Annotated in this window: 22 protein-coding genes; 12 read left to right on the top strand and 10 right to left on the bottom strand. The window is 58.8% G+C overall.

The genetic code is table 11. The features are described from left to right. Window positions 1-20 precede the first annotated feature (20 nt). The 4 genes from cobU to Q0955_RS01010 all read left to right on the top strand — a co-directional run bounded on the left by cobU (window position 21) and on the right by Q0955_RS01010 (window position 3,635). On the top strand, window positions 21-542 hold the full coding sequence (gene cobU, locus Q0955_RS01025) for a bifunctional adenosylcobinamide kinase/adenosylcobinamide-phosphate guanylyltransferase (protein WP_299418846.1): 522 nt from the start codon (window positions 21-23) through the stop codon (window positions 540-542). Then, window positions 539-1,117, top strand: coding sequence for a histidine phosphatase family protein (locus Q0955_RS01020; protein WP_299418844.1), 579 nt, complete (start codon window positions 539-541; stop codon window positions 1,115-1,117). The genes cobU and Q0955_RS01020 overlap by 4 nt, the downstream gene beginning before the upstream one ends. Before the next feature lie 58 nt (window positions 1,118-1,175). Then, a complete protein-coding gene (locus tag Q0955_RS01015; RefSeq protein ID WP_299418842.1) occupies window positions 1,176-2,042 on the top strand; it encodes a glutathione S-transferase in 867 nt (288 codons plus the stop codon). A gap of 78 nt (window positions 2,043-2,120) precedes the next feature. Beyond that, window positions 2,121-3,635: a YifB family Mg chelatase-like AAA ATPase gene (locus Q0955_RS01010; protein WP_299418840.1), complete on the top strand. Its 1,515-nt coding sequence runs from the start codon at window positions 2,121-2,123 to the stop codon at window positions 3,633-3,635. Here Q0955_RS01010 and gshB read toward each other — a convergent pair. From gshB to rsmI, 3 genes are all read right to left on the bottom strand, one after another. Further along, window positions 3,632-4,567, bottom strand: a complete 936-nt coding sequence (gene gshB, locus Q0955_RS01005) for a glutathione synthase (protein ID WP_299418838.1) — start codon at window positions 4,565-4,567, stop codon at window positions 3,632-3,634. The two genes, Q0955_RS01010 and gshB, sit on opposite strands and share 4 nt — an antisense overlap. A 71-nt stretch (window positions 4,568-4,638) precedes the next feature. Next, the gene (locus Q0955_RS01000) at window positions 4,639-5,010 is read right to left on the bottom strand and encodes a YraN family protein (protein WP_299418836.1); all 372 of its coding nucleotides are present in this window, start codon (window positions 5,008-5,010) and stop codon (window positions 4,639-4,641) included. A 16-nt stretch (window positions 5,011-5,026) separates the two neighbouring features. Beyond that, window positions 5,027-5,887, bottom strand: a complete 861-nt coding sequence (rsmI, locus tag Q0955_RS00995; protein WP_299418834.1) for a 16S rRNA (cytidine(1402)-2'-O)-methyltransferase — start codon at window positions 5,885-5,887, stop codon at window positions 5,027-5,029. A 93-nt stretch (window positions 5,888-5,980) separates the two neighbouring features. Here rsmI and Q0955_RS00990 point away from each other — a divergent pair, with 93 nt between their 5' ends. From Q0955_RS00990 to Q0955_RS00975, 4 genes are all read left to right on the top strand, one after another. Then, the gene (locus Q0955_RS00990) at window positions 5,981-7,153 is read left to right on the top strand and encodes a penicillin-binding protein activator (protein ID WP_299418833.1); all 1,173 of its coding nucleotides are present in this window, start codon (window positions 5,981-5,983) and stop codon (window positions 7,151-7,153) included. After that, the gene (locus tag Q0955_RS00985) at window positions 7,134-9,926 is read left to right on the top strand and encodes a [protein-PII] uridylyltransferase (RefSeq protein WP_299421004.1); all 2,793 of its coding nucleotides are present in this window, start codon (window positions 7,134-7,136) and stop codon (window positions 9,924-9,926) included. Before Q0955_RS00990 ends, Q0955_RS00985 begins: the two co-directional genes overlap by 20 nt. Continuing rightward, complete coding sequence (gene murJ / locus Q0955_RS00980) at window positions 9,923-11,464, top strand: murein biosynthesis integral membrane protein MurJ (protein ID WP_299418831.1); 1,542 nt, start codon at window positions 9,923-9,925, stop codon at window positions 11,462-11,464. Before Q0955_RS00985 ends, murJ begins: the two co-directional genes overlap by 4 nt. 95 nt (window positions 11,465-11,559) lie before the next feature. After that, window positions 11,560-12,105 (top strand): DUF308 domain-containing protein, encoded by a 546-nt coding sequence (locus Q0955_RS00975; protein ID WP_299418829.1) that lies wholly within the window; start codon window positions 11,560-11,562, stop codon window positions 12,103-12,105. 9 nt (window positions 12,106-12,114) lie between these two features. On the opposite strand, the gene Q0955_RS00970 is transcribed toward Q0955_RS00975, so the two are convergent. Next, window positions 12,115-12,801 carry a rhomboid family intramembrane serine protease gene (locus Q0955_RS00970; RefSeq protein WP_299418827.1) on the bottom strand — a complete coding sequence of 229 codons (687 nt, stop codon included), beginning with the start codon at window positions 12,799-12,801 and terminating at the stop codon, window positions 12,115-12,117. Between the two features lie 87 nt (window positions 12,802-12,888). Here Q0955_RS00970 and trpS point away from each other — a divergent pair, with 87 nt between their 5' ends. Beyond that, window positions 12,889-13,926: a tryptophan--tRNA ligase gene (gene trpS, locus Q0955_RS00965; RefSeq protein ID WP_299418825.1), complete on the top strand. Its 1,038-nt coding sequence runs from the start codon at window positions 12,889-12,891 to the stop codon at window positions 13,924-13,926. 63 nt (window positions 13,927-13,989) lie between these two features. On the opposite strand, the gene Q0955_RS00960 is transcribed toward trpS, so the two are convergent. After that, complete coding sequence (locus tag Q0955_RS00960) at window positions 13,990-14,532, bottom strand: GNAT family N-acetyltransferase (protein WP_299418823.1); 543 nt, start codon at window positions 14,530-14,532, stop codon at window positions 13,990-13,992. Between the two features lie 194 nt (window positions 14,533-14,726). On the opposite strand from Q0955_RS00960, the gene Q0955_RS00955 reads away from it, so the two are divergent. Continuing rightward, on the top strand, window positions 14,727-15,212 hold the full coding sequence (locus Q0955_RS00955; protein ID WP_299418821.1) for a VOC family protein: 486 nt from the start codon (window positions 14,727-14,729) through the stop codon (window positions 15,210-15,212). Window positions 15,213-15,314: 102 nt separating this feature from the next. Next, window positions 15,315-17,213 carry a PhoX family phosphatase gene (locus tag Q0955_RS00950; protein WP_299418819.1) on the top strand — a complete coding sequence of 633 codons (1,899 nt, stop codon included), beginning with the start codon at window positions 15,315-15,317 and terminating at the stop codon, window positions 17,211-17,213. Between the two features lie 113 nt (window positions 17,214-17,326). On the opposite strand, the gene Q0955_RS00945 is transcribed toward Q0955_RS00950, so the two are convergent. The 5 genes from Q0955_RS00945 to Q0955_RS00925 form a co-directional block, all read right to left on the bottom strand. After that, complete coding sequence (locus Q0955_RS00945; RefSeq protein ID WP_299418817.1) at window positions 17,327-18,055, bottom strand: SDR family oxidoreductase; 729 nt, start codon at window positions 18,053-18,055, stop codon at window positions 17,327-17,329. Next, window positions 18,052-19,584: an AAA family ATPase gene (locus Q0955_RS00940; RefSeq protein WP_299418815.1), complete on the bottom strand. Its 1,533-nt coding sequence runs from the start codon at window positions 19,582-19,584 to the stop codon at window positions 18,052-18,054. The genes Q0955_RS00945 and Q0955_RS00940 overlap by 4 nt, the downstream gene beginning before the upstream one ends. 175 nt (window positions 19,585-19,759) lie before the next feature. Further along, window positions 19,760-20,398 carry a transporter substrate-binding domain-containing protein gene (locus tag Q0955_RS00935; protein ID WP_299418813.1) on the bottom strand — a complete coding sequence of 213 codons (639 nt, stop codon included), beginning with the start codon at window positions 20,396-20,398 and terminating at the stop codon, window positions 19,760-19,762. Between the two features lie 327 nt (window positions 20,399-20,725). Further along, on the bottom strand, window positions 20,726-22,012 hold the full coding sequence (gene ccrA / locus Q0955_RS00930) for a crotonyl-CoA carboxylase/reductase (RefSeq protein WP_299418811.1): 1,287 nt from the start codon (window positions 22,010-22,012) through the stop codon (window positions 20,726-20,728). Window positions 22,013-22,163: 151 nt separating this feature from the next. Then, complete coding sequence (locus Q0955_RS00925) at window positions 22,164-23,522, bottom strand: 1-acyl-sn-glycerol-3-phosphate acyltransferase (RefSeq protein WP_299418809.1); 1,359 nt, start codon at window positions 23,520-23,522, stop codon at window positions 22,164-22,166. 193 nt (window positions 23,523-23,715) lie between these two features. Here Q0955_RS00925 and Q0955_RS00920 point away from each other — a divergent pair, with 193 nt between their 5' ends. Beyond that, on the top strand, window positions 23,716-25,710 hold the full coding sequence (locus Q0955_RS00920) for a protein meaA (RefSeq protein WP_299418807.1): 1,995 nt from the start codon (window positions 23,716-23,718) through the stop codon (window positions 25,708-25,710). Window positions 25,711-25,729 lie beyond the last annotated feature (19 nt).

The raw sequence follows: 25,729 nt of genomic DNA, 5'->3' as shown, positions 1-25,729 counted from the left end.
AATGTGCAAAGGATGACCCCATGCTCCCCAAACTGAGCCTGATTTTAGGTGGTGCCAGTTCCGGCAAGTCAGCGTTTGCTGAAGCCCTGGTCATGGCAGAGTCACACCCGCGCATATACATTGCAACTGCGCAGGCCTTTGACGACGAAATGCGCCAGAAGGTGCAGAGACATCTGGCGCAGCGCGGCCCCGATTGGAAAACCATCGAAGCACCACTCACCACATCTGATGCGCTAGCAAATCTGCCTGCAGACGCGATTGTCCTTTTGGACTGCGCCACAATGTGGCTGTCCAATCACATGCTTGCGGAGAGCGACCTCGCGACGGAACAAGTCAAACTGCTTGACGCATTGAACGCCTGCCCGGCGCGTGTGGTGGTTGTCTCCAACGAAGTTGGCTTGGATGTCGTGCCGGAAAACGCTCTTGCCCGCCGGTTCCGCGACGCCCAAGGCGCGCTCAACCAAGCGATTGCCAAACAAGCGGATTTGGCTGTGCTTGTCGTGGCCGGATTGCCGATGGTGCTCAAAGGAGAGCTGCCATGACAGAACTGCATTTGGTCCGCCACGGCCCCACCCACGCCAAAACCATGGTGGGCTGGTCTGATTTACCCGCCGATCTCTCCAACACCGCCCAAGTCGCCCGCCTTGCGGACCACCTGCCCTCTGACGGCATTGTCATAAGCTCCGACCTGCAACGCTGCGTCGCCACTGCGGATGCCATCCAGCGGGACCGGCACCGGTTGCCCCACGATCCAACCTTACGGGAAATCCACTTTGGTGACTGGGAACTCAAGTCTTTTGCAGAAATCGAGGCCAACGACCCAGACCGCATCCGCGCCTATTGGGAAACCCCCGGCGATGTCCGCCCCCCCAATGGCGAAAGCTGGAATGAGGTCACCACCCGTGTGGATAGCGCCATTGATCGCTTGATCACCGCGCATCAAGGTGCCAAACTGATCGTTGTTGTGCACTTTGGCGTGATCCTGACACAGATCCAACGTGCTGAGCAGCTAACCGCAGACGAGGCCTTTGCGCACCGCATCGACAACCTTTCGGTCACCTCAATCAAAATTACCGAAGACGGCTGGATCACAGACCTGATTAATCACATTCCGTGATGGAAATCGTCAAAATGTTTTAATTATGTGATGCAAATTTCCATGCTAGTTTCTCAGCATGACCTATGATTTGTATCTTGGCGACTACGCCTATTCCTCCTGGTCGCTGCGCGGCTGGCTTCTGTTTGAAAAATTCGGCATCAGCCGCAATCTCACATTGGTCGACTTCTCCGACCAATCCGTGGCTGAGCAATTGCAAAAAATCGCGCCAGCGCGCACTGTGCCCACCATGGTGACACCAGAGGGCGCGATTGTCTCCGACAGTCTCGCCATTGCGGAAGAGCTCGCAACCCGTCATCCGGACGCCGGGTTGTGGCCAACCGATCCCGGCGCCCGTGCCACTGCCCGTAACCTGGCGGCAGAAATGCACGCCGGCTTCTTCACCCTGCGCAACGACTGCCCAATGAACCTGCGCCAAGCCTACGCGGACTCGTCCCCCTCCGACGATCTGTTCAAAGACCTGCAACGCCTTGAAACCATTTGGGAACACGCCCGCGCCACCTATGGCACTGATGGTCCCTGGCTGTGCGGATCTTACAGCATCGCGGATGCTTTCTTTGCACCGGTAGCCGGACGCATTGCCGGCTACAATTTGCCCGTAGGAACCGTTGCGCAGGCCTATGTAGACACCACCCTATCTGACCCGGCATTCCGTCGCTGGCGGGCCATGGGGCTTGTGCGCGGCGAAACTCTGCCTTGGTACGCCAAAGACTACCCAACACGCACCTGGCCTGGCCCCGTACCGCTTGCAGCCAAAGCCGTGGACGAAGGTACACCTGAGAACGCCAACTGCCCCTACTCCGGCAAACCTTCCACACATCTGATGGAGCTCAACGGACGCACCTTTGGCATGTGCAACGCTTTCTGCCGCGATAAAACCGTGGCGGATCCTGAGGCCTGGCCCGCCTTTATGGCCCTACAATAGGCGAATTAACCTTTCGCTAACCATCCCCCGCTACCAATTGTTAACAATTGTTAAGTGTTTTGTGGCGGGGGTTTTGCCATGGTTGCACGGGCCTACACCGTGGCGTTTGAAGGCGTTGAGGCGCATCAGGTTGAGGTTCAATGCGCATTGGCGCCCGGCCTCCCCGCCTTTGCCATTGTCGGCCTGCCTGACAAAGCCGTCTCCGAGGCCCGCGACCGTATCCGCGCCGCACTCGCTTCCATGGCCATCGCCCTGCCCTCCAAACGCATCACCATCAATCTGTCCCCGGCCGACTTGCCGAAAGAAGGCAGCCACTTTGACCTCCCCATCGCCGTCGCCCTGCTGGCCGCGCTCGGCATCATCCCTGAAGATGCCTCGGAAAGCACCGTGAGCCTTGGCGAACTTTCCCTTGATGGCTCGCTTGTCGGCGTCACCGGGGCTTTACCTGCCGCCATGAGTGCCGCCGAAGACGACCGCATGTTGCTCTGCCCCGCGGCCAGCAGCCCCGAAGCCGCTTGGGTTGCCGCCACCCAGGTGATTGGCGCGGCTTCTTTGGCGGATGTGGTCCGCCACTACACCGGCCAGTCGCCGCTCGCCCCATCGCAACCCGGCGAAGTTCAGGGCGAAAGCAGCTCCCTCGACCTGCGCGACGTGAAAGGCCAGGAACGCGCCAAACGGGCCTTGGAGATCGCCGCCGCCGGACGCCATCATTTGTTTATGGTCGGCTCGCCGGGGTCCGGAAAATCCATGCTGGCCGCCCGCCTGCCCACCATCCTCCCCCCAATGAGCCCTGCCGAAGCGCTGGAAACCTCGATGATCCATTCGGTGGCGGGCATCTTGGATCAGGGTGGCATCTCCCGCGCCCGCCCGTTTCGCGAACCACATCACTCTGCGTCCATGGCAGCCATCGTAGGCGGTGGTCGACGTGCGCAGCCCGGCGAAATCTCCCTCGCCCACAATGGCGTGCTGTTCATGGATGAAATGCCAGAGTTCTCTCGCCCCGTGCTCGAAACTCTGCGCCAACCGATTGAAACCGGTCAGGTCATGATCGCCCGCGCCAATGCGCACGTCACCTATCCCTGCAAATTTATGCTGATCGCCGCCGCCAACCCCTGCCGCTGTGGCCACATGTATGATGCCTCCCAAGCCTGCGCCCGCGTGCCTGACTGTGGTCAAGACTACCTTGGTCGCCTCTCCGGCCCGCTTATGGATCGCCTTGATTTGCGCATAGAAGTCCCGCCGGTTGCTTTCCGTGACTTGGATTTACCTAACGATGGCGACACATCCGAGCAGGTCGCCCAGCGCGTCGCCGCCGCCCGCGCCCTCCAAACGCACCGCTTCGAGGACCACGACGGAATCCGCGTGAACGCCGATGCCCACGGTCAAGCTTTGGAAGAGATCGCCACACCAGACGCCGAAGGCCGCGCATTGCTGTCCCAAGTGGCAGAACGCTTTGGCCTCACTGCGCGTGGCTATCACCGCGTCTTGCGCGTGGCCCGCACCATCGCGGACCTAGAGGGCGCCGAGCAAATCCGCCGCCCCCATCTGGCAGAAGCCATCAGCTTCCGCCTGTCCACCTCACAAGAGGTTTAGGACAGCTTGCCTTCAATCGCTTCCCAGATCTTCTCGGCGATGTTCACCCCGTCAAACCGCTCCAGTTCCTGAATGCCGGTTGGTGAGGTCACGTTGATCTCGGTCAGGTAATCGCCAATCACGTCGATCCCAACAAAAACCTGCCCCTTTTCGCGCAGCAACGGCCCAATCGCGGCACAGATTTCCAGATCCCGTTCGGTCAACCCAACCTTTTCCGGACGCCCGCCCACATGCATGTTGGACCGCGTCTCCCCAGCCGCAGGCACGCGGTTGATGGCGCCAACCGGCTCACCATTCACCAGGATCACCCGTTTATCGCCATTGCTCACATCCGGCAGGAATTTCTGCACAATCAGCGGCTCGCGGCTGAAGCCGGTGAAGAGCTCATGCAGCGAGGTCAGGTTGCGGTCATTGGCATCCAGGCGGAACACACCCGCACCGCCATTGCCGTAGAGCGGTTTCAAAATCACATCGCCGTGCTTGGCTTTGAATTCCTTGATGGTTTCCAGATCGCGGGCAATTGTGGTTGGTGGTGTCAGGTCTGGGAAATCCAGCACCAACAGCTTCTCAGGGTAGTTGCGCACCCAGAACGGATCATTCACCACCAACGTGTCCGGCGCCAAGCGGTCCAACAGATGCGTGCTGGTGATGTAGTGCATGTCAAACGGCGGGTCCTGACGCAGCCAAGCCACGTCAAAATCCTTCAGGTTCACCCGTTCAAACGGTCCCAGGTCTACATGATTGCCCTGCTCACGGCGCACCACCATGGAATGGCCCCGCGCAGTGATCTCGCCTTCTTCGTAGGCCAGATGATCAGGTGAGTAGAAAAACAGCTCATGCCCCCGCGCCTGCGCCTCTTCGGCGATGCGAAAAGAGCTGTCTGCATTGATGTCGACCGAGGTGATCGGATCCATTTGAAAGGCGATTTTCATGTGCGCACCCTGATAATAAGTCCACACTTACATGGCCCATGCCACCCCCGCTTGCAATGGGGCGCATGATCTTACCAGAGCGCATTCTCAAGGATGTGAACTTCGCCCTGGCCATTCACCAGAGCCACATCAAACCGCATCTCGGTTAAAAGCCCTTTGGGTTCCCCACCGGCAAACTCCTCCGCAGCCTTCATCAACCGCTGCACCTGTTTCGGCAACAACCGTGCAGCAGCGCCATCAAAACTACGGCTGTGTTTGACTTCGACAAACACCAGCTCTTCACCATCTCTCAGGATCAGGTCCACCTCACCCGCTTTGCCCCGCCAACGCGTTTTGGCCAGCGTCAGCCCCCGTGCCTCATAGTGGCGTAGGACCACATCCTCGGCGGCCTGCCCCGCCAAATAATTACTGCGCCCGGTATCTTCCCTGCGCGTGTCACTCATACCAAACCTCTGTGGGCTAACTCGCTTTCTGAAGCTTCAAGGCCAATTGGTACACTTTGCGCCGGTTGATGCCATAGGCCTTGGCAATCGCATCTGACGCATCGCGCACCGACAAAGTCTCCAGCGCCTCTCTTAACGCGCTCTCAATATCATCCTCGCTGGCCGCCTCTCCGCGTTGCCGGTCGATCAAGACAACAATCTCGCCTTTGATCGTACGCTCCGGTAGCTCCACCACCAACTCATCCAACGACCCGCGCAGCACTTCCTCAAACTTCTTGGTCAACTCCCGCGCCACAGCCGCTTTGCGGCCACCCCCCAAAACCTCAGCTGCGTCAGAAACCATGGCCGCGACCCGCTTGGGCGATTCGTAAAACACCAGCGTGCCCGGCACTTCCCGAACGGCCTCCAGCGCCGTCTGCCGCGCTTTCTTGGCATTGGGCAGGAAACCAGCGAAGAAAAACGAATCCGTCGGCAATCCTGCCAGCGACAACGCGGTGATAATCGCGCTTGGCCCCGGCGCACTGGTCACCAGATGCCCCGCTTCAGCCGCCGCAACGGACAAATGATAGCCCGGATCGGCAATCAATGGCGTGCCCGCCTCGGACGCATACGCCACCGATTTTCCAGCCTCCAGATAGCTCAACAGCTTGCCCCGCGCGCCCTCTCCCGAATGATCGTGATACGACAAAACGTGCCGCCCATTCAGCGGCACACCGTGTATTTCAAGGAGTTTCTTCATCGACCGCGTGTCTTCCGCGGCAATCACATCGGCACTTGCCAGCACATCCAGCGCCCGCAAGGTGATGTCTCGCGCACTGCCAATTGGTGTGGCGACAAAGTACAAACCGGGCTGCAATTTCACGGTCTGGTGATTCATAGCTGGACCCGCCTTTTCACTCGTTTATTATTCGGCAGCAACGCGGCCGGACCTCAATCACGGGCGTGACCCCAACGGGAGTGGAGCTTACCTATGTTGTCTTTTCTTAAACCCGCCCACCGCTTTGTGAAAGGGGCGGTCGCAGGACTGTCCACGCTGGCGCTGGTCTCTTGCGTGGAAACCACCGGAAGCTCCGGTCCCAAAATTGACGCCTCCGCCCCCGTGCCTGTGGCGCTTCTGGTGCCTAAAGGCTCCAGTAACTCCGGTGATGCGCTTCTGGCGCAAAGCCTTGAGAACGCGGCCAAACTGGCCATTGCGGATCTTGACGGCGTGAAAATCGACCTGCGTGTCTACCCAACGGCTGGCAACCCGAACACGGCTCAGGCTGCCGCAGTGCAAGCTGTGAACGAAGGTGCCAAAGTCATTCTTGGTCCAGTGTTTGGTGAAGCCGCCAACGCCGCTGCGAAAGCTGTGGCTGCGCGCAACGTGAACGTGCTGTCCTTCTCCAACAACACCACCATCGCCGGCGGCAACCTGTTTGTGCTTGGGCCAACCTTTGACAACACTGCCGACCGCCTGGTCGCCTTTGCCAAAGGCCAAGGCAAAGGCAACATCATGACGGTGCATGCCAACAACTCGGCTGGTCTTCTGGGCAACACCGCCATCGCCAACGCCATCACACGCAAGGGCGCAAACAACGCGGGCGCTGTGGGCTATGAGTTTTCCCAAGAAGGCGTGATTGCCGCTGTCAGCCAGATCAAGCTGAACGCAGACCAAAATGGCGCTGACACCCTATTCCTCACCGCCAACACCTCCGGCGCACTGCCTCTGCTGACCCAACTTCTGCCAGAAGCCGGCCTCAGCCCTGCAACCACCCAATACATGGGGCTGACTCGGTGGGACATCCCGGCACAAACGCTCGAACTGCCTGGCGTGCAGGGTGGCTGGTACGCCATGCCGGACCCAACCCTGACCAACCAATTCCAAACCCGCTATGCACAAGCCTACGGTGGCCTGCCGCATTCGATTGGCGGCCTGGCGTATGACGGCATTGCGGCAATCGGCGCGCTGGTCAAACAAGGCAAATCTGATGCACTGACCACAGGCGCATTGACGCAAGGCGCAGGCTTCCAGGGTGTGAACGGCATCTTCCGCCTGCGCACCGACGGCACAAACGAACGCGGGCTGGCCGTGGCCACAATCCGCGACAAAAAGGTGGTAATCATTGACCCTGCCCCAACCCGATTTGGAGGCGCTGGCAGCTAAGGCTGGCGCAATCTTTCCAGCCCCGCCCAGCGCGGGGCTGATCTGCTCTGCTGACGAGATTTTCAATCGTGCCGAAGTGACGGCTGAACTTGCCGAAATCCTCAAAAAGGACGGCAAGGAAAGCGAGCTGCGCAAAGAGATTGTGCCACTCCTTATGGCCCGGCGCAAAGCCGCCATGGCCCAAATTGCGACCTCTTTCCGGGAACAGCCGCGTGCCGCCCGCGCGATGACGCGCTCTTATACTTGGCTGACCGATTGCCTGGTCAGCTGCGCCTTCCATGTCGCCACCGTCAGGTTCTATCCTCTGGCCACGCCCACCGAAGCCGAACGCATCGCTCTGTTTGCCGTAGGGGGATATGGCCGTGGCGAAATGGCGCCGCAATCCGACGTCGACCTGCTGTTTTTGACGCCCTACAAAATCACGCCATGGGCGGAGAGTGTGATTGAATCCATGCTCTATCTGCTTTGGGACTTGCGTCTGAAAGTGGGTCACAGCTCGCGCACCGTGAAAGACTGCCTGCGCTTGGGCCGTGAAGACTTCACCATCCGCACCGCGCTATTGGAAAATCGCTTCTTGCGTGGCCATGAGCCCTTGGATGAGGAGCTCAACACCCGTCTCGAAGAAGAACTCTTCAAAGGCACCGAGCAGGAGTTCATCGAAGCCAAACTCAATGAACGGGATGAACGCCACAACAAGCAAGGCCAGCGCTACGTAGTGGAGCCCAACGTCAAAGAAGGCAAAGGCGGATTGCGCGACCTGCAATCCCTCTTCTGGATCGCCAAATACGTCTACCATGTCTCCGAAGTCTCTGAGCTTGTTGAAAAAGAGGTCTTGGCGCAAGACGAGTTGGAACGCTTCATCGAAGCTGAAAACTTCCTCTGGGCGGTACGTGGCCACCTGCATCTGACCGCCGGTCGCCCTATGGAGCAGTTGACGTTTGACGTGCAAGTCGAGATCGCTGATCAGATGGGGTACACCGACAAAGGGGGCCGTCGTGGCGTGGAACACTTCATGCAGGAGTTCTTCCGCCAAGCCACAGCCGTGGGCGATCTGACCCGCATTCTGCTGACCAAACTTGAAGCAAACCACGCCAAGGCCGAACCCCTGCTCGAGCGCATTTTCCGCCGCCGCCCCCGTATGAAACCGGGCTACAAAGTGGTGCACAATCGCCTCGACGTGGCAGACGAAAAAGTCTTTCTCGAAGACCCGCTCAACCTGCTGCGCCTGTTCGAAGAAGGCTTGCGCACCGGCATGTTGATTCACCCGGACGCCATGCGTCTGGTCACTGCCAACCTGCATCTGATTGACGAAGATTTCCGCGCCAACAAAGAAGCCCGCCGTCTGTTCCTAGATCTGCTGCTCAAGCACGGCAACCCGGAACGGGCGCTGCGCCGCATGAACGAGCTTGGCGTGCTCTCAGCCTTTATTCCGGAGTTTGAGCCCATCGTGGCGATGATGCAGTTCAACATGTATCACTCCTACACGGTGGATGAGCACACCATTCAGGTGATCTCCAATTTCATGGACATCGAGCGCAAGGACCTTGAGGAAGAATTGCCCCTCAGTTCCGAAATCCTTGCCTCCAGCGGCATCAACCGAAAGGCCCTCATGGTCGCCATGCTGCTGCACGATATTGGCAAAGGCCGCGACATCGATCACTCGGTACTCGGCGCCCAAATCGCCCGGAAGGTCGCGCCCAACCTCGGCTTGAACAAAGCGGACAGCGAAACCGTTGAATGGCTGGTGCGTTATCACCTGCTGATGTCAGACACCGCGCAAAAACGCGACATTGCTGACCCGCGCACCGTGCGCGACTTTGCCAAAGCCGTGAAAACCGTGGACCGCCTCAACCTGCTGACCATTCTGACCGTTTGCGACATTCGCGGCGTGGGACCGGACACCTGGAACAACTGGAAAGCCGTGCTGCTGCGCGCGCTTTACGGTCAGACCAAGCTGGTGCTTGAGGATGGTATGGAAGCCATCACCCGCGAAAACCGCGGCACCAAGGCCAAGAAACTTCTGCGTGAAGAGCTCTGCGACTGGCCCAGCAAGGATCTCAAGAAAGAGACCGCCCGCCATTACGAGCCGTACTGGCAGGGCCTGCACATCACCGCCCACAAAGTCTTTGCTGATCTGTTGCGTGACATTCCGGACGATGAAATCCGTATCGACCTGCACCCCGATGAAGACCGCGACGCCACCCGTGTATGTTTTGCCATGGCCGATCACCCAGGCATCTTTTCCCGCATGTGCGGCGCTCTGGCCTTGGTCGGGGCAAACATCGTCGACGCGCGTACTTTCACCTCCAAAGACGGCTACGCCACCGCCGCCTTCTGGATACAGGATTCAGATGACGCGCCTTATGAGGCCGCCCGCCTGCCCCGCTTGCGCAAAATGATCGAGCGCACACTGGCTGGCGAAGTGGTCACCACCGAAGCAATCAAATCCCGCGATGTGATCAAGAAACGCGAGCGCGCCTTCAAGGTTCCGACCACGGTGTTGTTTGATAACGAAGGCTCCGAAATTTACACGATCATCGAGGTCGACACCCGTGACCGCCCTGGCCTGTTGTTTGACCTCACCCGAGCTTTGGCAAACAACAACGTCTATATCGCCTCTGCGGTGATCGCGACCTTTGGCGAGCAAGTGGTCGACACCTTTTACGTCAAAGACATGTTTGGCCTAAAATTCCACGCCGAAAGCAAACAAAAGGCGCTGGAGAAGAAACTGCGCGAAGCCATTTTGCAAGGCGCAGAAAGGGCCAAAGTATGAAGCCCATCCGCCTGATGCGCGGCTTTCTGACGGTTGGCTTTTGGACGCTGCTGAGCCGTCTTCTTGGCTTTGTGCGCGAAATCTTGTTGCTGAGCTTCATCGGCCCAGGCCCACTGCTGGACGCCTTTGTCGCCGCATTCCGCCTGCCCAACATGTTCCGCCGTTTTTTTGCCGAAGGTGCCTTTAACGCCGCTTTTGTGCCGATGTTTTCGAAAAAGCTGGAGGGCGAGGAAAACGCAGAGCATTTTGCCAGCGAGGCACTGAGCCTGTTGTTTGCCGCCGTGATGACCCTCACAGCACTTGGCATGATCTTCATGCCTGCGCTGGTCTGGCTCACCGCCGAAGGTTTTGCCGGGGACGCGCGCTTTGACCTGACAGTCGGCTATGGACGCATTGTCTTCCCCTACATCTTCTTTATGTCTTTGGCCGCGCTGTTTTCCGGCGTGCTCAACGCCACCGGCAGATTTGCTGCCGCAGCGGCTGCGCCCGTGCTGCTCAACATCTTGATTATTCCGGCCCTGATCCTCGGGTATTTGTCTGGCGGCGAAGTCATCACATGGTTGGTCTGGACCATTCCTGTCGCAGGCGTCGCGCAGCTTGGCCTAGTTTGGAGTGCCACCCGTCGCGCCGGTTTGCGCATCAACCTGCGCCTGCCTAAGTGGACGCCGGACATGGCCCGTATGGTACGGGTCGCCGTACCTGCCGCGCTGGCCTCCGGCGTCATGCAGATCAACCTTGTGGTTGGACAAATCGTGGCCTCCAACACTGAAGGCGCGGTCAGTTGGCTATATGCAGCCGACCGCCTTTATCAATTGCCATTGGGCGTGATTGGCATCGCCATCGGCATTGTGCTCCTGCCCGACCTCTCGCGCCGCCTCAAAGCGGACGACCAAGCTGGGGCCCAAAACGCCTTCTCGCGTGCCAGTGAGTTTGCCTTGTTCTTGACCATCCCCTGCGCCGTAGCGTTCCTCGTGATCCCCTTGCCAATTGTCTCCGTGCTCTATGAGCGCGGTGCTACGGGATCTGATGACGTCGCCGCCATCTCTGTCGCACTGGCAATCTACGCGCTTGGTCTGCCAGCTTTCGTGCTGCAAAAGCTTCTACAACCGTTGTATTTCGCCCGCGAAGACACCAAACGCCCGTTCCACTATGCCGTCTGGGCCATGGTGGTGAACGCCGCGCTGGCCTTTGGCCTTGCGCCCTACATCCAATGGATGGCCCCCGCCATTGCAGCCACTGTCTCCGCCTGGATCATGGTCGCTCAACTTGGCTTTGGCGCGCGCGGCTACGGCACAGTTGCCAAGTTTGACACCCGTCTGCGCAAACGCCTCTGGCGCATCTGTCTAGCCGCCGCCGCCATGGGCGGCGCGCTCTGGGTGACCTGGGTCATTCTGGTGCCATGGTTCGGCCTGCCCGGCTGGCGCTACGTCGCTTTGCTGATCCTGCTCACGCTCGGCGCGGTTGTGTATTTTGCCGTTGGCCGCCTGATCGGCGCCTATGTCCCCAGCGAATTGAAGGCTGCCGCCCGCCGTGGTTGAGCGGGCACAAACCGAGAAAAAGACTCAGAAACCAGTTGCTCCCGAACCCTAATGTGCCGTTAACCTTGGGCATTCTTTAATCTCGGGAGTGAGACATGAATAATTGGATCATTATGATGATCATCGGCGTCCTGGCCGTGATCTTGGGCATTCTGGCTTTGGCCAACCCTTTCGCCGCGTCAATAACCGCCACAGTTTTTGCAGGCTGGAGCTTCCTGTTCTTGGGCGCATTTCAAACCTTTGCCGCCTTTAGCGCGCCATCCACAGGTGCAAAAATCGCCGGTGTGATCTTGGGCCTGCTGGCTCTGGTCATCGGTGTGCACATCATCGCACAACCGCTTCAGGGCCTGCTGTCTCTGACCTTCGCCGCGGGTATTCTGTTCCTGGTGTCCGGCGTGTTCAAAGGTGTGTTTGGCTTCTCCAACTTCGAAGGCAGCGCCCGCTGGGCTCTGCTGCTGTCTGGTCTGGTCTCTGTGATCCTGGGCCTGATGGTGCTCAACAACTTCCCACAATCCGCAGCCGTGCTGCTGGGTGTGTTGCTCGCCATTGAACTTCTGTCCAACGGCATCAGCGCCATCGCGCTGGCCTTCGCCGTGCGCAGCGCTAACAACGCGGACGCCCCACAAGAAGACGCCACCTAAGCGGTCACATCACTGGCGGCGGATTTTTTCGCGGATCCGCTGCCACCCTCCGGGGATCAGCGCAAAGGACATCAAAAACCCTGCGCCAAAGCCGATCACATCGGCCACCCAATCCGGACCTCCGCCAAAAACCAGGCTAAAGCCCAACTGAATGGCCACCAGCATGCCAATCAGCGAAAACGCGCGGACTTGCGGTTCGCCCACGGCCCCCAGGCTGGTCCACAGCAGGAATGTAAACGCCCCGATCAGACCATACACACCGGGGTAACTGCCCAGTAGCGGTGCGGACGCATCCAAAATCACCGCATAGCCCAGCGCACCCACAGCGCCGGACACCACAAAAATCGCCAGAGTGGCCCAGCCGGAGAACACTTCTCCGACCATCTTGCCCATTGCCAAAAGCAACACACCGCCAAACAGCGCATGGGTGAAGTTGTAGTGCACAAACAGATAGCTCACGAAACGGATCATATGCTCGGCCGGGAACTGCCCATTGCTCACCATCCAATCAAAGATATCGGGTGAAAACGCGTAGCGTTGGATGGCATCCAGCCGCCACCCCACCGCTGTCGGACCACCCACAATCCCTTTGGAGCCCAGCCACAGCGCCGCCTCAACCCCGACCAACAGCAAAAACAACGCTGTCACCACCGGAGGCAACGGGTTCACGGGGCTTTGATCATCTGGGTGCGACATGCCTGTACTCCTTACCCGTCCTGCTTGACGGTGTTTGGCCTCGGAGATAAGCCAAGCAGGCTAACAAATCCAGACGGAGTATTTCCAATGAACGAGGCGGTCCAAACGTCCTCCACCTTTACCCCACGCGTCTTTTCCGGGATTCAACCCTCGGGCGGTCTGACGCTGGGCAATTACCTCGGCGCGATGAAGCGCTTTGTCGACATGCAAGAGGCCGGTACACATGAGACCGTGTTCTGCATGGTTGACCTGCACGCCATCACAGTCTGGCAAGACCCTGCCAAGCTGCAACGCGCCACCCGCGAACTCTGCGCCGGTTTCATTGCCGCAGGCATCGACCCCGAGAAATCGATCCTGTTCAATCAGTCCGCAGTGGCTGAACACACTCAACTGGCCTGGATTTTTAACTGCGTCGCACGCATGGGCTGGATGCAGCGCATGACCCAATGGAAAGACAAGGCTGGCAAAAATCAGCAAAACGCCTCACTCGGTCTGTTGGCGTATCCGGCTCTCATGGCTGCCGACATTCTGGTTTACCACGCCACCCACGTACCCGTGGGCGAGGATCAGAAACAGCACCTCGAGCTGACACGTGACGTGGCGACCAAGTTCAACCACGACTTTGGCGTGGACTTCTTCCCCATCACCGAACCGGTGATCGAAGGCGCGGCCACCCGTGTAATGTCCTTCCGCGATGGCACCAAAAAGATGTCCAAATCCGACCCGTCTGATGCCTCCCGCATCAACATGACTGACGACGCGGACACCATCGCCAAGAAGATCCGCAAGGCCAAAACCGATCCGGAGGCGCTGCCATCAGAAGCCAAAGGTCTGGAAGAGCGCCCAGAGGCCCGCAACCTGGTCAACATCTACGCCGGTCTGTCTGGCCTGACCGTGGATCAGGTTCTGGCCGATGTTGGCGGTAAACAGTTCTCCGAATTCAAACCGATGCTCTCTGATCTCGCAGTGTCCAAACTGTCCCCGATCAGCACAGAAATGGCCCGCCTGATGGAGCACCAGGACGAGATCGACAAAATCCTTGCCCACGGCGCAGGTCAGGCCCGCGAAATCGCCGCGCCGATCCTGAAAAAGACCTACGAGATTGTCGGCATGGTCGGCGCCTAAGCCTTCCACACCGCTAAAAACAATCAGCCCCGCCACTGGCGGGGCTTTTTTGTTGGGCACCAGTCACGTCCCCAACGCACGCTCCAAAAACAACGCCTCTTGATCTCCAAACCTACCCATCACCGGATTGCCAAACCCGACCTTCTTCGCCACCCGCACAGAGCCCGCATGCTCTGGATCAAAAATCGCACAGGCCATCGGAAACTCCTTGGCCAGCACATCATCCGCCCAGGCCATCACTGCGTTCACGGCCTCCGTCGCCAGACCCTGCCCCTGCGCAGAGGTCTTCAGCGCCCAACCAGCTTCTGGCTTGCCATGCACACTGGGCTTTGTGTCTCGATGATAATCCGCCAACCCGGCCTCACCCACAAACGCGCCATCCACCTTGCTCTGCAGCACCCAGTAGCCATAGCCCAGCGCCTGCCAGTGCCCGATGTAGCGCAGCAGTCGCGACCACGACTCTGCTGCCGTCGACGGCACACCCGAAATCCGTGCCACCACATCCGGATCCGCCCACATCGCCGCACTGTCCTCAAAATCCGCCAGCTTATGTCCTCGCAGGATCAGCCTATTGGTCTCCAAAATCGGCACTTCTTTCTGCGCCATAGTATCCGCCCTTCGCTCAAACTCTGTCAGTTAGACTTGAGAACGCCTTCCCAAAACGCAATCCTTTCTTGCCACCAAGTCGCCGCCACCAACAACAATGTGTCTCCGCATTTCCGCACATAATCCGCGCCAAATCGCAAGTTTTCAGCGCCCAGCCCCGCGCCTACCTTTGTTGCTAACAAAGGAGACCACTCATGACCGCGCCCTACGCCCCCTCCGCCCGCATCGGCCATGTGCATCTGAAAGTCGCAGACCTTGACCGCGCGATTGTGTTTTATGCCGATGTCCTGGGCTTTGAGGTCCAAAGCCGCCTCGGCAATGACGCCGCCTTCCTCGGATCGGACGGCTATCACCACCATATCGGCCTCAACACCTGGCGCAGCAAAGGCAGCGGCCCCGCGCCGGAGCACCACACCGGCCTGTTTCACACCGCCATCCTCTACCCCTCCCGCGCCGACCTCGCCACCGCCGTGCGGCGGGTCATTGACGCGGGCTATCCTGTTCTGGGCGCCTCCGATCACGGTGTGTCAGAAGCCATCTATTTCAACGATCCTGACGGCAACGGGGTTGAGCTCTACCGTGACCGCCACACCGCTGAGTGGCCGCGCCACTGTGACGGCAGTCTGCAAATGTACAGCCGCCCCTTGCAACTCGAAGCGCTACTCGCAGAGGCGGCCTAACGCCGGCCAGCGTCACAAAACTGCAAACCGCTTGTCACGAATCTGAATCAGCGGCCTCCTAGTCTTGGCATCAACCAACGATCCAAGCCTACGGAGCCAGGAATGTCCTCTGACCACCAAATCGACGACCTGTCATTTGACGAAATTGACGAGCTGATCTCGCCACGTGCGGAAGAAACCGACTTTGACCGCGTCGTGGACACCGCCCTGTCCCGCCGTGGCTTCCTAGGCGGTGTGATGACCTTCGGCCTCGGCTCCTTCCTGGTTGGCACCACCGCTCTCACTCGCGAAGCTGTGGCTGCGGGCGATCGTTTTGGCTTCACCCAGGTTGCGGCCAACACCGAGGACACAATCACCGTTCCTGAAGGCTTTGAGTGGGAACAGGTTGTGACCTGGGGCGATCCGCTCTTCTCCGACGTCCCGGCGTTTGACGAAACCACCCGTGGCACCGCCGCGTCACAGGCCCGCACTTTTGGGGACAACAACGACGGGATGTCGATCTTCACCAAAGACGGCCGCACCGTCATGGCCATCAACAACGAATACACCAACCGAAAAACCCTCTGGGGCAACAACCCGGATGGTAAATGGGTGTCTGACGACGACGTGCAAAAGGGCATGAACGCCCACGGCGTGTCTGTGTTCGAAGTGGCCCGCGACGATGCCGGCAACTGGCAGGTTGTGGTCGACAGCGACCTGAACCGCCGCATCACGCCGCAAACCGACATGGACTTGACCGGCCCGGCAGCAGGCCACGACTTGCTGAAAACCGAGGCAGATCCTACCGGCACCACCACCAAAGGCACCTGGAACAACTGCGGCAACGGCGAAACCCCATGGGGCACCTATCTGACCTGCGAGGAAAACTTCAACGGCTACTTCTCTGCCGAGAATGAAGCCCACGAAGTCTCCGCCGAGCTGAAGCGCTACGGTGTGTCTTCCAAAGACTGGGGCTACGGCTGGGCCAAAGTGGACGACCGCTTTGATGTCTCCAAAAACCCAAATGAGCCAAACCGCGCGGGCTATGTGGTCGAAATTGATCCATTTGATCCAACCTCCACGCCCAAGAAGCGCACCGCTCTGGGCCGCTTCAAACATGAAAACGCTGCTGTTGTACTGGCACCAAACGGCAAAGCCGTTGTCTACCTCGGCGACGATGAGCGCGGCGAGTTCCTCTACCGGTTTGTCTCCCACGGCACCTACTCTGCCACCGGCGACAACAGCGATCTTCTGGAAAGTGGCGACCTGTTTGTGGCCAAATTCCACGACGACATGCGCGGCGAATGGCTGGCCCTGACGCCAGAGACCACCGGCATGTCCGACGCGGAAATCCGCATCCATACCCGTCAGGCCGCGTCCAAAGTTGGCGCAACCACGATGGACCGCCCAGAATGGGTGGCGGTGAACCCAACCAAGGCAGAAGCCTACGTGGCGCTCACCAACAACAAGAACCGGGGCAAAAAGCCAAACGCTGGTGGCGATGACACCTCCGCCAACGGGCCAAACCCACGCGTTGAAAACCACTATGGCCAGATCGCCCGCTGGATGCCGGACAACGAAGACCACAGCGCAAACGGGTTTAGCTGGAACCTCTTCGCGCTGGCAGGCAACCCAGATGTACATGATGATGCCTATGCAGGCAGTGAGAACATCAATGCCGGAAATATGTTCAACTCGCCGGATGGCATGGCCTTTGACGACACCGGCCTGTTGTGGATCCAGACCGACGGCAAATATTCTAACGAAGGCGACTTTGCGGGCATGGGCAACAACCAGATGCTTGCGGGCGACACCGTCACCGGTGAAATCCGCCGCTTCCTGGTTGGTCCCAAAGAATGTGAAGTCACCGGAGTTTGCTGGTCCCCGGATCGCCGCACCATGTTTGTCGGCATTCAGCACCCGGGCGAAAAAGGCAACTCCCACTTCCCGGATGGCGGCACCTCCGTGCCACGGTCTGGGGTTTTCGCGGTACGTCGCACAGACGGCGGCCTAATCGGATAACGACGACGCAAATTCTGACTACCTAAATACCTTTTTACATTCCACTTTTTAGCACCAACTCTTTGGCCCTCGACCACCCCCTGGTCGGGGGCATTCTTTTTGCCGAAAGATGCTTAGCCGCGCCCAATGTAAGGCATCTTGGTCGCCATCACTGTCATGAACTGCACATTCGCACTCAGCGGCATCTCCGCCATATGCAACACAGACCGCGCCGCGTCCTGCACATCCATCGTGGGATTGGGCGCTTTGCCATCGGCTTGCAAACGCGCGTTCAAATCTGCGACCATATCGGTCTCCGCATTGCCAATGTCGATCTGACCACAGGCAATGTCATACGGCCGCCCGTCCAGCGACAACGTCCGTGTCAGCCCCGTCACCGCATGTTTTGTGAGCGTGTAACACACCGACCCTTCGCGTGGCACATGCGCGCTCAGTGACCCGTTGTTGATAATCCGCCCGCCCTGCGGCACCTGACGCCGCATCTGCGCATAAGCCAGCTTGGCGGCGATAAACATGCCGCGCACATTCACATCAAGCACCTGATCAAAGCCACCCAGATCAATCTCATCAATTGACCCCGCAGGCCCAAACATGCCCGCATTGTTGAACAATGCGTCCAGTCGCTCTGCCCGCGCCACAAACCGCGCAAAGGCGCTTTCCATCGCTGCCGCATCGGTCACATCCGCGACCAAAGGCACCGCGTTCGCATAGTCATCCGCAATCGCCTGTAGCTTCTCTGCGCTGCGCGCCAACACGCCCACGCGCCAACCAGCTTCCAAAAACGCCACGGCGGTGGCCTTGCCAATGCCTTGGCTCGCGCCGGTCACAATGATGCTCTTCACGCATTTTCCTCCTGCGCCATCAACTCCAGCGGCGCAGGCGCCACCGTCAAATCACTCACATCCAGCGGCCCAGACGGCTTTGCCAACCGATTGCGCACCACCCAGTGCAGCCGCTCACTCGCCCGCGTGATCGCCACGTAGGCCAGACGTTTCCACAACGGCTGCCCCGCCTCCTGCCTATTCATCCGCGCCGCCACAAACAGGTCTGGTGCAAACACCTGCACGTTTTCCCACTGCGAGCCCTGCGCCTTGTGAATGGTCACCGCCGCGCCATGCAGAAACGTCGCTCCCATGCGCGCCGCATAGGGAATAAACGGCTCTTCTTCATCTGGCATCTCGATCTTCACAATCGACGCCGCCGACACACGCGGATCTTCCGCACCCATCACATGCAGCCGTGAAAACCCGGGCTTACGCCCCGGCCCAAGGTAAATCACCTGCGCGCCCTTAATGAGCCCCCGCGCCTCCAGATCCAGCCGCTTCTTGCGGTGTTTCATCGGAAGCTCAATCCCGTCACAGATCAGCGGCTCGCCTTCCAGCAACTCATCTTCCGGCGCGCCATGCACCTGTCGAAACGCATTGATCAGCCGGATACGCGTGGCATTGCGCCACACCAAAACCGGTGAGCGCGCCATCAAATCCACCTCAACCCGCTGCGCCAGAACCACACGATCATCCTTGCGCGCAGACTCCTCAACCATGCGCTCAAAATCCTGAAACCCCAGCTGCGGATCAGCCAACGCATGGGCCAAATCCAAAATCGGGTTGTCCGCATCCTGCCGGTGAATCCGCTCCAGATTGTAAACCGCCGGCGCTGGCAGCTTATCAAACACCATCGCGCCCGACTGGTTCACCGGGGCCAACTGTGCCGGATCGCCAAACAGCACCAACGTGCTGAAAATCTCTTTCAAATCCTCAAACTGCTTGTCATCCAGCATCGAGCTTTCGTCGATGAACCCGATGTCCAGCGGATCATCCCGCCGCTTCCAGCCAGTGATAAAATCACTGCCCCGCAGCCCAGCCGCCGCCAATGCCCCCGGAATGGACTTGTGCAGCTTGTAAAACTCCAACGCCCGATCCAGCGCCTCATCCGTCAGCCCCTCAATCTCGGGTCGCTCTCCCTTATCGGCCAGCCACTCCGCGATCTTCTCATATTCCGGGTCATAGACCGGCGTGTAGATAATCCGGTGAATGGTCGTCGCTGGCACGCCGCGCATGCGCAACACGCTTGCAGCCTTGTTGGTTGGCGCCAAAATCGCCAGCGTCCGGTGATCCTTCTTGCGCTTGCCTTCATAGTCGCCGGAGACAATATCAACCCCGGCCCCTTCCAAGGCCTTCACCATCTCCGACAGCAACAACGTCTTACCCGACCCGGCCTTACCGGTCACCGCAGCAATCGCCTGTTTGCCTTCGATTGCAGGCGTCAACAGGCCCTCGTCCAAATCCACCCCCAGCCCCTTCAGCAGGGCGGAGATATTGTCAAAGGCCTCGGCCTGATCGTGGCTGAATGTAATGGAGGTACTGCTCATGGCGCGACCCTATAGCGGGCAGCGATTGGGGGCCAGTCGGTTTCGCCGAATTCGACCGTGAATCAAGCTGCGGCCGCCGAGCACTGTCCTACCGCACAAGGAAGCCAGTTTCGAGCAATCAAGGCAAAACCTCCGGCCATAGAGCCGGAGGCACTCATTGTTCTAATGCGTCAACTTACTTCGCGTGGGCGTCCCAAGCATCCCGCAAGGCTTCGCCATCTGGATGCTGGCGAGAAAACAGAACATAGACTGGCGCAGAACGCACCTCGGCTGCCTTGTCAATGTCCCCCGCTGCATCACCGAGAACTTCTTTTAGAGACAACTCACCAACGACGCGATTTTCAATCAGTACATCTGCGCGACCAGAGTGCAGCATCTTCCAAGCACTTTCCGCTGAAGTCACGGTCCGCATGTCCATCCCGCGCTTTTGATATTCCGCTTCATACCAATAGCCCGCATAGCCAATAACAGAGAGACCCTGCGCTTGAATGTCGTCAATTGAGGTCACATTCAGGCCGTCCGGGTATTTGGTTCGGCTGTAAAAAATCACATCTGTCTGACCATCCACCGGCACTTCTGGGTAGTAAAACTCATCAACGCGCTCGTCCGTGCGCGACCAGGAAAATGTCGCGACAAAGTCGCCTTTCTTGGTCATCTCGAAGGATCGCTTCCAAGGCATATACTCAAGCTCAATGTCATAGCCCGCTGACTTCATGACTTCGCGCACACGCTGAGTATGCAGGCCATTTTCCGGCAGCTCTGAGCCGATGTAAGGCGCCCATTCGCCCGCTGCAAAAGTAAGGGTCTCGGCCATAGAAGACGTTGCAGCTACTACAGAAATAGCACACGCCGTTAAGGTGGTTTTGATGTTCATTTTGACACTCCGCTAAAAGACTAATCCAAAGGCCTAAGCGGGAGTTCTTTCTAAAAAATGAAATGATGAAACAAGAAATGATTTGGGCAGCCAAAAGCTGAGAGCAAGACCCTGCGCGTACCATTGCGCCAAACAAAGAACAGACACCTCAAGTGAAGCTATGAATTCATCAAGTGCCTATAGGCACGCCCAAAAAAAGACCCCCGAAGCCACGCGGCTCCGGGGGCTGGAGGAAAACGGGGGAAACCGTTTTTCGATCCGTGAGTGTTACTTGCCCGCGTCGAGCACATCTTCCAGCGTGCGCAGGCCGGTCTTTGGCGCCTGCACCAGCACCGACATATTGCCCGGCTTGTGCTCATTGCGCAGCATTTTCATGTGCGCATCCGGCAGCTCTGCCCAAGGGAACACCTCAGACATACATGGGTCCAGACGACGTTCCACCATAAGCTGGTTGGCGGCTGCGGCCTGCTTCAGATGGGCAAAGTGAGAGCCCTGCAAACGCTTCTGGTGCATCCACATATAGCGCACGTCGAAGGTACAGTTGAAACCGGAGGTGCCGGCGCAAATCACAACCATGCCGCCTTTTTTCACCACAAGCGTGGACACCGGGAAAGTCGCCTGACCGGGGTGCTCAAACACCATGTCCACGTTCACGCCTTTGCCAGTGATCTCCCAGATCGCCTTGCCAAATTTGCGCGCTTCTTTCAGCCAGTCGTTGTATTCCGGCGTGTTCACAGTCGGCAGTTGACCCCAGCAGTTGAAGTCGTTGCGGTTGATCACGCCTTTCGCGCCCAGCCCCATGACAAAGTCACGCTTGCTCTCGTCCGAAATCACGCCAATCGCATTGGCACCGGCGGTGTTAATCAGCTGGATCGCATAAGAGCCCAGACCACCGGACGCGCCCCAAACCAGTACGTTCTGGCCCGGCTTAAGATCATGTGGCTCGTGGCCAAACAGCATCCGGTAGGCGGTTGCCAGTGTCAGCGTGTAGCATGCGCTCTCTTCCCAGGTCAGGTGCTTCGGGCGTGGCATCAGCTGTTGCGCCTGCACTCGGGTGAACTGAGAGAACGAGCCGTCAGGGGTTTCATAACCCCAGATGCGTTGGCTGTCGGAGAACATCGGATCGCCGCCGTTGCAGTGCTCATCGTCACCGTCATCCTGGTTGCAGTGGATCACAACTTCATCGCCCACCTTCCAGCGCTTCACCTTGTCACCCACGGCCCAAACGATGCCAGCAGCGTCAGAACCAGCAATGTGGTACGGCTGCTTGTGCACATCGAACATGGACACCGGCACGCCAAGACCGGCCCAAACGCCGTTGTAGTTCACGCCCGCTGCCATCACCAGAACCAGCACTTCGTGACTGTCGAGCGTTGGCACGTCGACAACTTCCTGCAACATCGCCTTGTTTGGCTCACCCTGGCGCTCGCGGCGGATCGCCCACGCGTACATCTGTTTTGGGACATACCCCATCGGAGGCATTTCGCCCACTTCGTACAGGTCTTTTTGTGGTGCGTCGTAGGTCGCAATGCCGTTTTCAGTATCCAGAGCCATTTTCGCCTCCTGAGTGGTCGTTTCGCCGCGATGCAGAATCGCGTTCCTGCCACCGTGATATTGGCGGTGAGGTAACATTGCAACCTTCAAGCTGCATTTTTTGTAATTTTATGACCCAGCAGTCGCAGCATAAATTGCTGCACATGCACAGCTACTCAAGCAAATGCCTTATGGAGTTGGCGTAAAACGTAAGGATATCCGACTGCTCCTTGTTCACAGAAAACGTTCCGTCAGCTTCCAACAGCACCCGCCGCCCCACCAGAGTCTTCAGCGCGCCGTCTATCGCCTCCTCCGGCGCCTCCCGCATAAATCGCGCCCGAGACTGCGGCAGCGCCGCCAGCCGCGCTGCAAAGGCGTCTTTCACATCCTTTTGCGACAATGACCCCGCGGCCTGCTCAAAAATACACGCCATCAGCGGCACAGGCAGGATTGGCACAACCCCGTTGATGCGCCGCATCAGTTCCACACCCAGCGGTTTGGCCACTTCCCCGGTCACGTCTTGAGAGAACTCCGTGAGCGACACAGGCCGCCCAAAGCGCACCGTGGCATTGCCAAAGCGATGCACCTTCCCGCGCAGCCGCAACAGCAGCTGCTTAAAGAAGAACCCTACAATCACCGAAATCCGCGCGCGAAATCCTTTGCCGCCCCGCGCCGCCGATTCCAAAAGGATCCGGTCTTCCAGTACCCGGTCGTAATTGATCGCCACTGGCACAAACACCACGTCGCGCCCCTCCGGCTGGTAGGCATCCGTGATGTATTTGATCAGCCCCAGCTTCGGGTCCTGTGGCGCCCCAGTCAGCGACAAGCGCCCCTCCGGAAACATCGCCTGCGCCACACCTGCCTCGGTTGCCAAGCGCACATACCCCGCCAACACCTTGCGATAGAGGTCATTGCGCGACTTGCGCCGGATAAAGTAAGCCCCCATCGCCCGGATCAACCGGCTGAGCGGCCAAACCCGCGCCCATTCGCCCACCGCATAGGACAACGCCCCACGCCGCGCGGCCAGATAGGTCACCAGCACGTAATCCATGTTGCTCTTGTGATTGATCACATAAACAACCGTGCTCTCCTGCGGGATCGCATCCAGCGCCGCCTCATCCACATGGGTCAATCGCACGCGGTAAAACGCTCGGCTTAGAAACCGCGCAATCTTGATGGCGACGCCAAAATACATGGTCGCCGAAAACGACGGCACAATTTCCCCCGCGTAGCGCTTGGCGGTCTCAAAGGCCACCGCTTCGGGTATCCCTTCCTCCGCCGCATGTTCCGCCACTGCCCGCGTCACATCCGGCTGGTAGATCAGCCGCTCTATCATATCGTGGCGCTGTGCCAGCTTGAACGGTTCTATGGGGCGCTCCAGACGCTCATTTAGCCGCGCGACAACCCGCTCCATCCGCCGCCGAAAAAACCAACGCACTGAAGGAAACAGCAAATGGCTGGCCGCTGTGACCACCGCAAACAGCAGGATCAACACAAACAGCCAGAGAGGAAGCTCAATAGTCGAAGTCATAAACCGACTCTGACAACAGCATGCCCGTGGGTGCAATAGACTTCGCGCAACTCTCCCCCAATGTGCTCTGGTGGTGACGAGAGGATTTTGCCGCAACGCAGCGAATTGACTTGCAAACGATGTTTCGCGTACATACCCTCAAACGAAAGATTATTGCTAGGCCCACTTAGAGCCCCCAGCAGAGGAACGTAACATGTCGCAGACGCAGAAAAACCAGCCCGCCGATAAACCTGCCAAGGATCGTCCGTGGTTGATTCGAACCTACGCTGGCCACTCCACTGCCAGCGCCTCCAACGCACTGTACCGCTCCAACCTGGAAAAAGGTCAAACCGGCCTCTCAGTGGCCTTCGACCTGCCCACCCAGACCGGCTATGACAGCGACCACATTCTGGCGCGCGGCGAAGTGGGCAAAGTGGGCGTGCCGGTCTGTCACCTGGGCGACATGCGCACCCTGTTTGACCAGATCCCACTGGAGCAGATGAACACCTCCATGACGATCAACGCCACCGCGCCTTGGTTGCTGGCCCTTTATATCGCCACGGCCGAGGAGCAAGGCGCAGATGTCACCAAGCTGCAAGGCACGGTGCAAAACGACCTGATCAAAGAGTACCTTTCGCGCGGCACTTACATCTGCCCGCCGGAACCCAGCCTGAAGATGATCGCGGATGTGGCCGAATACTGCTACACCAACGTGCCGAAATGGAACCCGATGAACGTCTGTTCCTACCACCTGCAAGAGGCGGGCGCGACGCCGGAACAGGAACTGGCCTTTGCCTTGGCCACCGCCATTGCCGTGCTCGACGCGCTGAAGCCACGCGTGGCGGAAGAAGACTTCCCACGCCTCTGTGGCCGTATCTCCTTCTTTGTGAACGCGGGCATCCGCTTTGTCACGGAGATGTGCAAAATGCGCGCCTTTGTGGACCTATGGGATGAAATCCTGGTGGAGCGCTACGGCGTGACAGATCCCAAATCTCGCCGCTTCCGCTATGGCGTGCAGGTCAACTCTTTGGGCCTGACCGAACAACAGCCGGAAAATAACGTCTACCGTATTCTCATCGAAATGCTGGCTGTCACCCTATCTAAAAAGGCCCGCGCCCGCGCGGTGCAATTGCCCGCCTGGAACGAGGCGCTTGGCTTGCCGCGCCCATGGGATCAGCAATGGTCCATGCGTATGCAGCAAATCATGGCCTTTGAAACCGACCTTCTGGAATACGATGATCTGTTTGACGGAAACCCGGCGGTGGATTCAAAAGTCGAAGAGCTAAAAGACGGCGCGCGCCGTGAATTGGCCAATTTGGAAAGCATGGGCGGCGCGATTGGCGCGATCGATTATATGAAATCCCGCTTGGTGGACAGCAACGCCGAACGCCTCAACCGTATCGAAGCCGGTGAGACCGTGGTGGTCGGCGTGAACAAATTCCAAAAAGGCGAGCCCTCCCCGCTGATGACGGGCGATGGCGGAATCATGGTTGTCGACCCTGCCGTGGAACAGGAGCAAATCTCCCGCCTCGCGGAGTGGCGCAACCAGCGCGACACCGCAGCTGTCGAAAAAGCCCTCGCGGACCTGCGTGCCGCCGCGTCCAATGGCGAAAACGTCATGCCCGCCTCCATTGCCGCCGCCAAGGCCGGTGTCACAACTGGCGAATGGGCTGCACAAATGCGCGTCGTGCACGGCGAATACCGCGGCCCGACCGGCGTGTCCGGCGCGCCATCGAACAAAACCGAAGGGCTGGACGACCTGCGCAATGCCGTGGACATGGTGTCCGATAGACTTGGCCGCCGTCTGAAATTTGTCATTGGCAAACCGGGACTTGACGGCCACTCCAATGGCGCGGAGCAGATTGCCTTCCGGGCACGCGACTGTGGCATGGACATCACCTACGACGGCATCCGCCTCACACCAGAAGAGATTGTGACCAAGGCAATGGAGGACAAAGCCCACGTGGTTGGCCTTTCGATCCTCTCCGGGTCACACATCCCATTGGTCGAGGACCTCATGCAACGTATGCGCGATGCAGGTTTGGCCGACACACCCGTTATTGTCGGCGGCATCATTCCAGATGAAGATGCCGAGCGCCTACGCGCTATGGGTGTGGCACGTGTGTACACGCCAAAGGACTTTGAGCTGAACACCATTATGGGCGACATTGTCACGCTTGCGAATCCCACCTCCGTGGCCGCGCAATAACACCGGCCAAGCCCTCCTG

The organism is uncultured Shimia sp., from assembly GCF_947493595.1.
In the GTDB taxonomy this organism is placed as follows: Bacteria; Pseudomonadota; Alphaproteobacteria; order Rhodobacterales; family Rhodobacteraceae; genus Shimia.
This window is presented reverse-complemented; position numbering and strand designations above follow the sequence as displayed.

What these genes read in the sequence shown, in the direction of transcription:
- cobU (WP_299418846.1), top strand. Translation starts at nt 21, where the DNA reads ATGCTCCCCAAACTGAGCCTGATTTTAGGTGGTGCCAGTTCCGGCAAG.
- Q0955_RS01020 (WP_299418844.1), top strand. Translation starts at nt 539, where the DNA reads ATGACAGAACTGCATTTGGTCCGCCACGGCCCCACCCACGCCAAAACC.
- Q0955_RS01015 (WP_299418842.1), top strand. Translation starts at nt 1,176, where the DNA reads ATGACCTATGATTTGTATCTTGGCGACTACGCCTATTCCTCCTGGTCG.
- Q0955_RS01010 (WP_299418840.1), top strand. Translation starts at nt 2,121, where the DNA reads ATGGTTGCACGGGCCTACACCGTGGCGTTTGAAGGCGTTGAGGCGCAT.
- gshB (WP_299418838.1), bottom strand. Translation starts at nt 4,567, where the DNA reads ATGAAAATCGCCTTTCAAATGGATCCGATCACCTCGGTCGACATCAAT.
- Q0955_RS01000 (WP_299418836.1), bottom strand. Translation starts at nt 5,010, where the DNA reads ATGAGTGACACGCGCAGGGAAGATACCGGGCGCAGTAATTATTTGGCG.
- rsmI (WP_299418834.1), bottom strand. Translation starts at nt 5,887, where the DNA reads ATGAATCACCAGACCGTGAAATTGCAGCCCGGTTTGTACTTTGTCGCC.
- Q0955_RS00990 (WP_299418833.1), top strand. Translation starts at nt 5,981, where the DNA reads ATGTTGTCTTTTCTTAAACCCGCCCACCGCTTTGTGAAAGGGGCGGTC.
- murJ (WP_299418831.1), top strand. Translation starts at nt 9,923, where the DNA reads ATGAAGCCCATCCGCCTGATGCGCGGCTTTCTGACGGTTGGCTTTTGG.
- Q0955_RS00975 (WP_299418829.1), top strand. Translation starts at nt 11,560, where the DNA reads ATGAATAATTGGATCATTATGATGATCATCGGCGTCCTGGCCGTGATC.
- Q0955_RS00970 (WP_299418827.1), bottom strand. Translation starts at nt 12,801, where the DNA reads ATGTCGCACCCAGATGATCAAAGCCCCGTGAACCCGTTGCCTCCGGTG.
- trpS (WP_299418825.1), top strand. Translation starts at nt 12,889, where the DNA reads ATGAACGAGGCGGTCCAAACGTCCTCCACCTTTACCCCACGCGTCTTT.
- Q0955_RS00960 (WP_299418823.1), bottom strand. Translation starts at nt 14,532, where the DNA reads ATGGCGCAGAAAGAAGTGCCGATTTTGGAGACCAATAGGCTGATCCTG.
- Q0955_RS00955 (WP_299418821.1), top strand. Translation starts at nt 14,727, where the DNA reads ATGACCGCGCCCTACGCCCCCTCCGCCCGCATCGGCCATGTGCATCTG.
- Q0955_RS00950 (WP_299418819.1), top strand. Translation starts at nt 15,315, where the DNA reads ATGTCCTCTGACCACCAAATCGACGACCTGTCATTTGACGAAATTGAC.
- Q0955_RS00940 (WP_299418815.1), bottom strand. Translation starts at nt 19,584, where the DNA reads ATGAGCAGTACCTCCATTACATTCAGCCACGATCAGGCCGAGGCCTTT.
- Q0955_RS00935 (WP_299418813.1), bottom strand. Translation starts at nt 20,398, where the DNA reads ATGGCCGAGACCCTTACTTTTGCAGCGGGCGAATGGGCGCCTTACATC.
- ccrA (WP_299418811.1), bottom strand. Translation starts at nt 22,012, where the DNA reads ATGGCTCTGGATACTGAAAACGGCATTGCGACCTACGACGCACCACAA.
- Q0955_RS00925 (WP_299418809.1), bottom strand. Translation starts at nt 23,522, where the DNA reads ATGACTTCGACTATTGAGCTTCCTCTCTGGCTGTTTGTGTTGATCCTG.
- Q0955_RS00920 (WP_299418807.1), top strand. Translation starts at nt 23,716, where the DNA reads ATGTCGCAGACGCAGAAAAACCAGCCCGCCGATAAACCTGCCAAGGAT.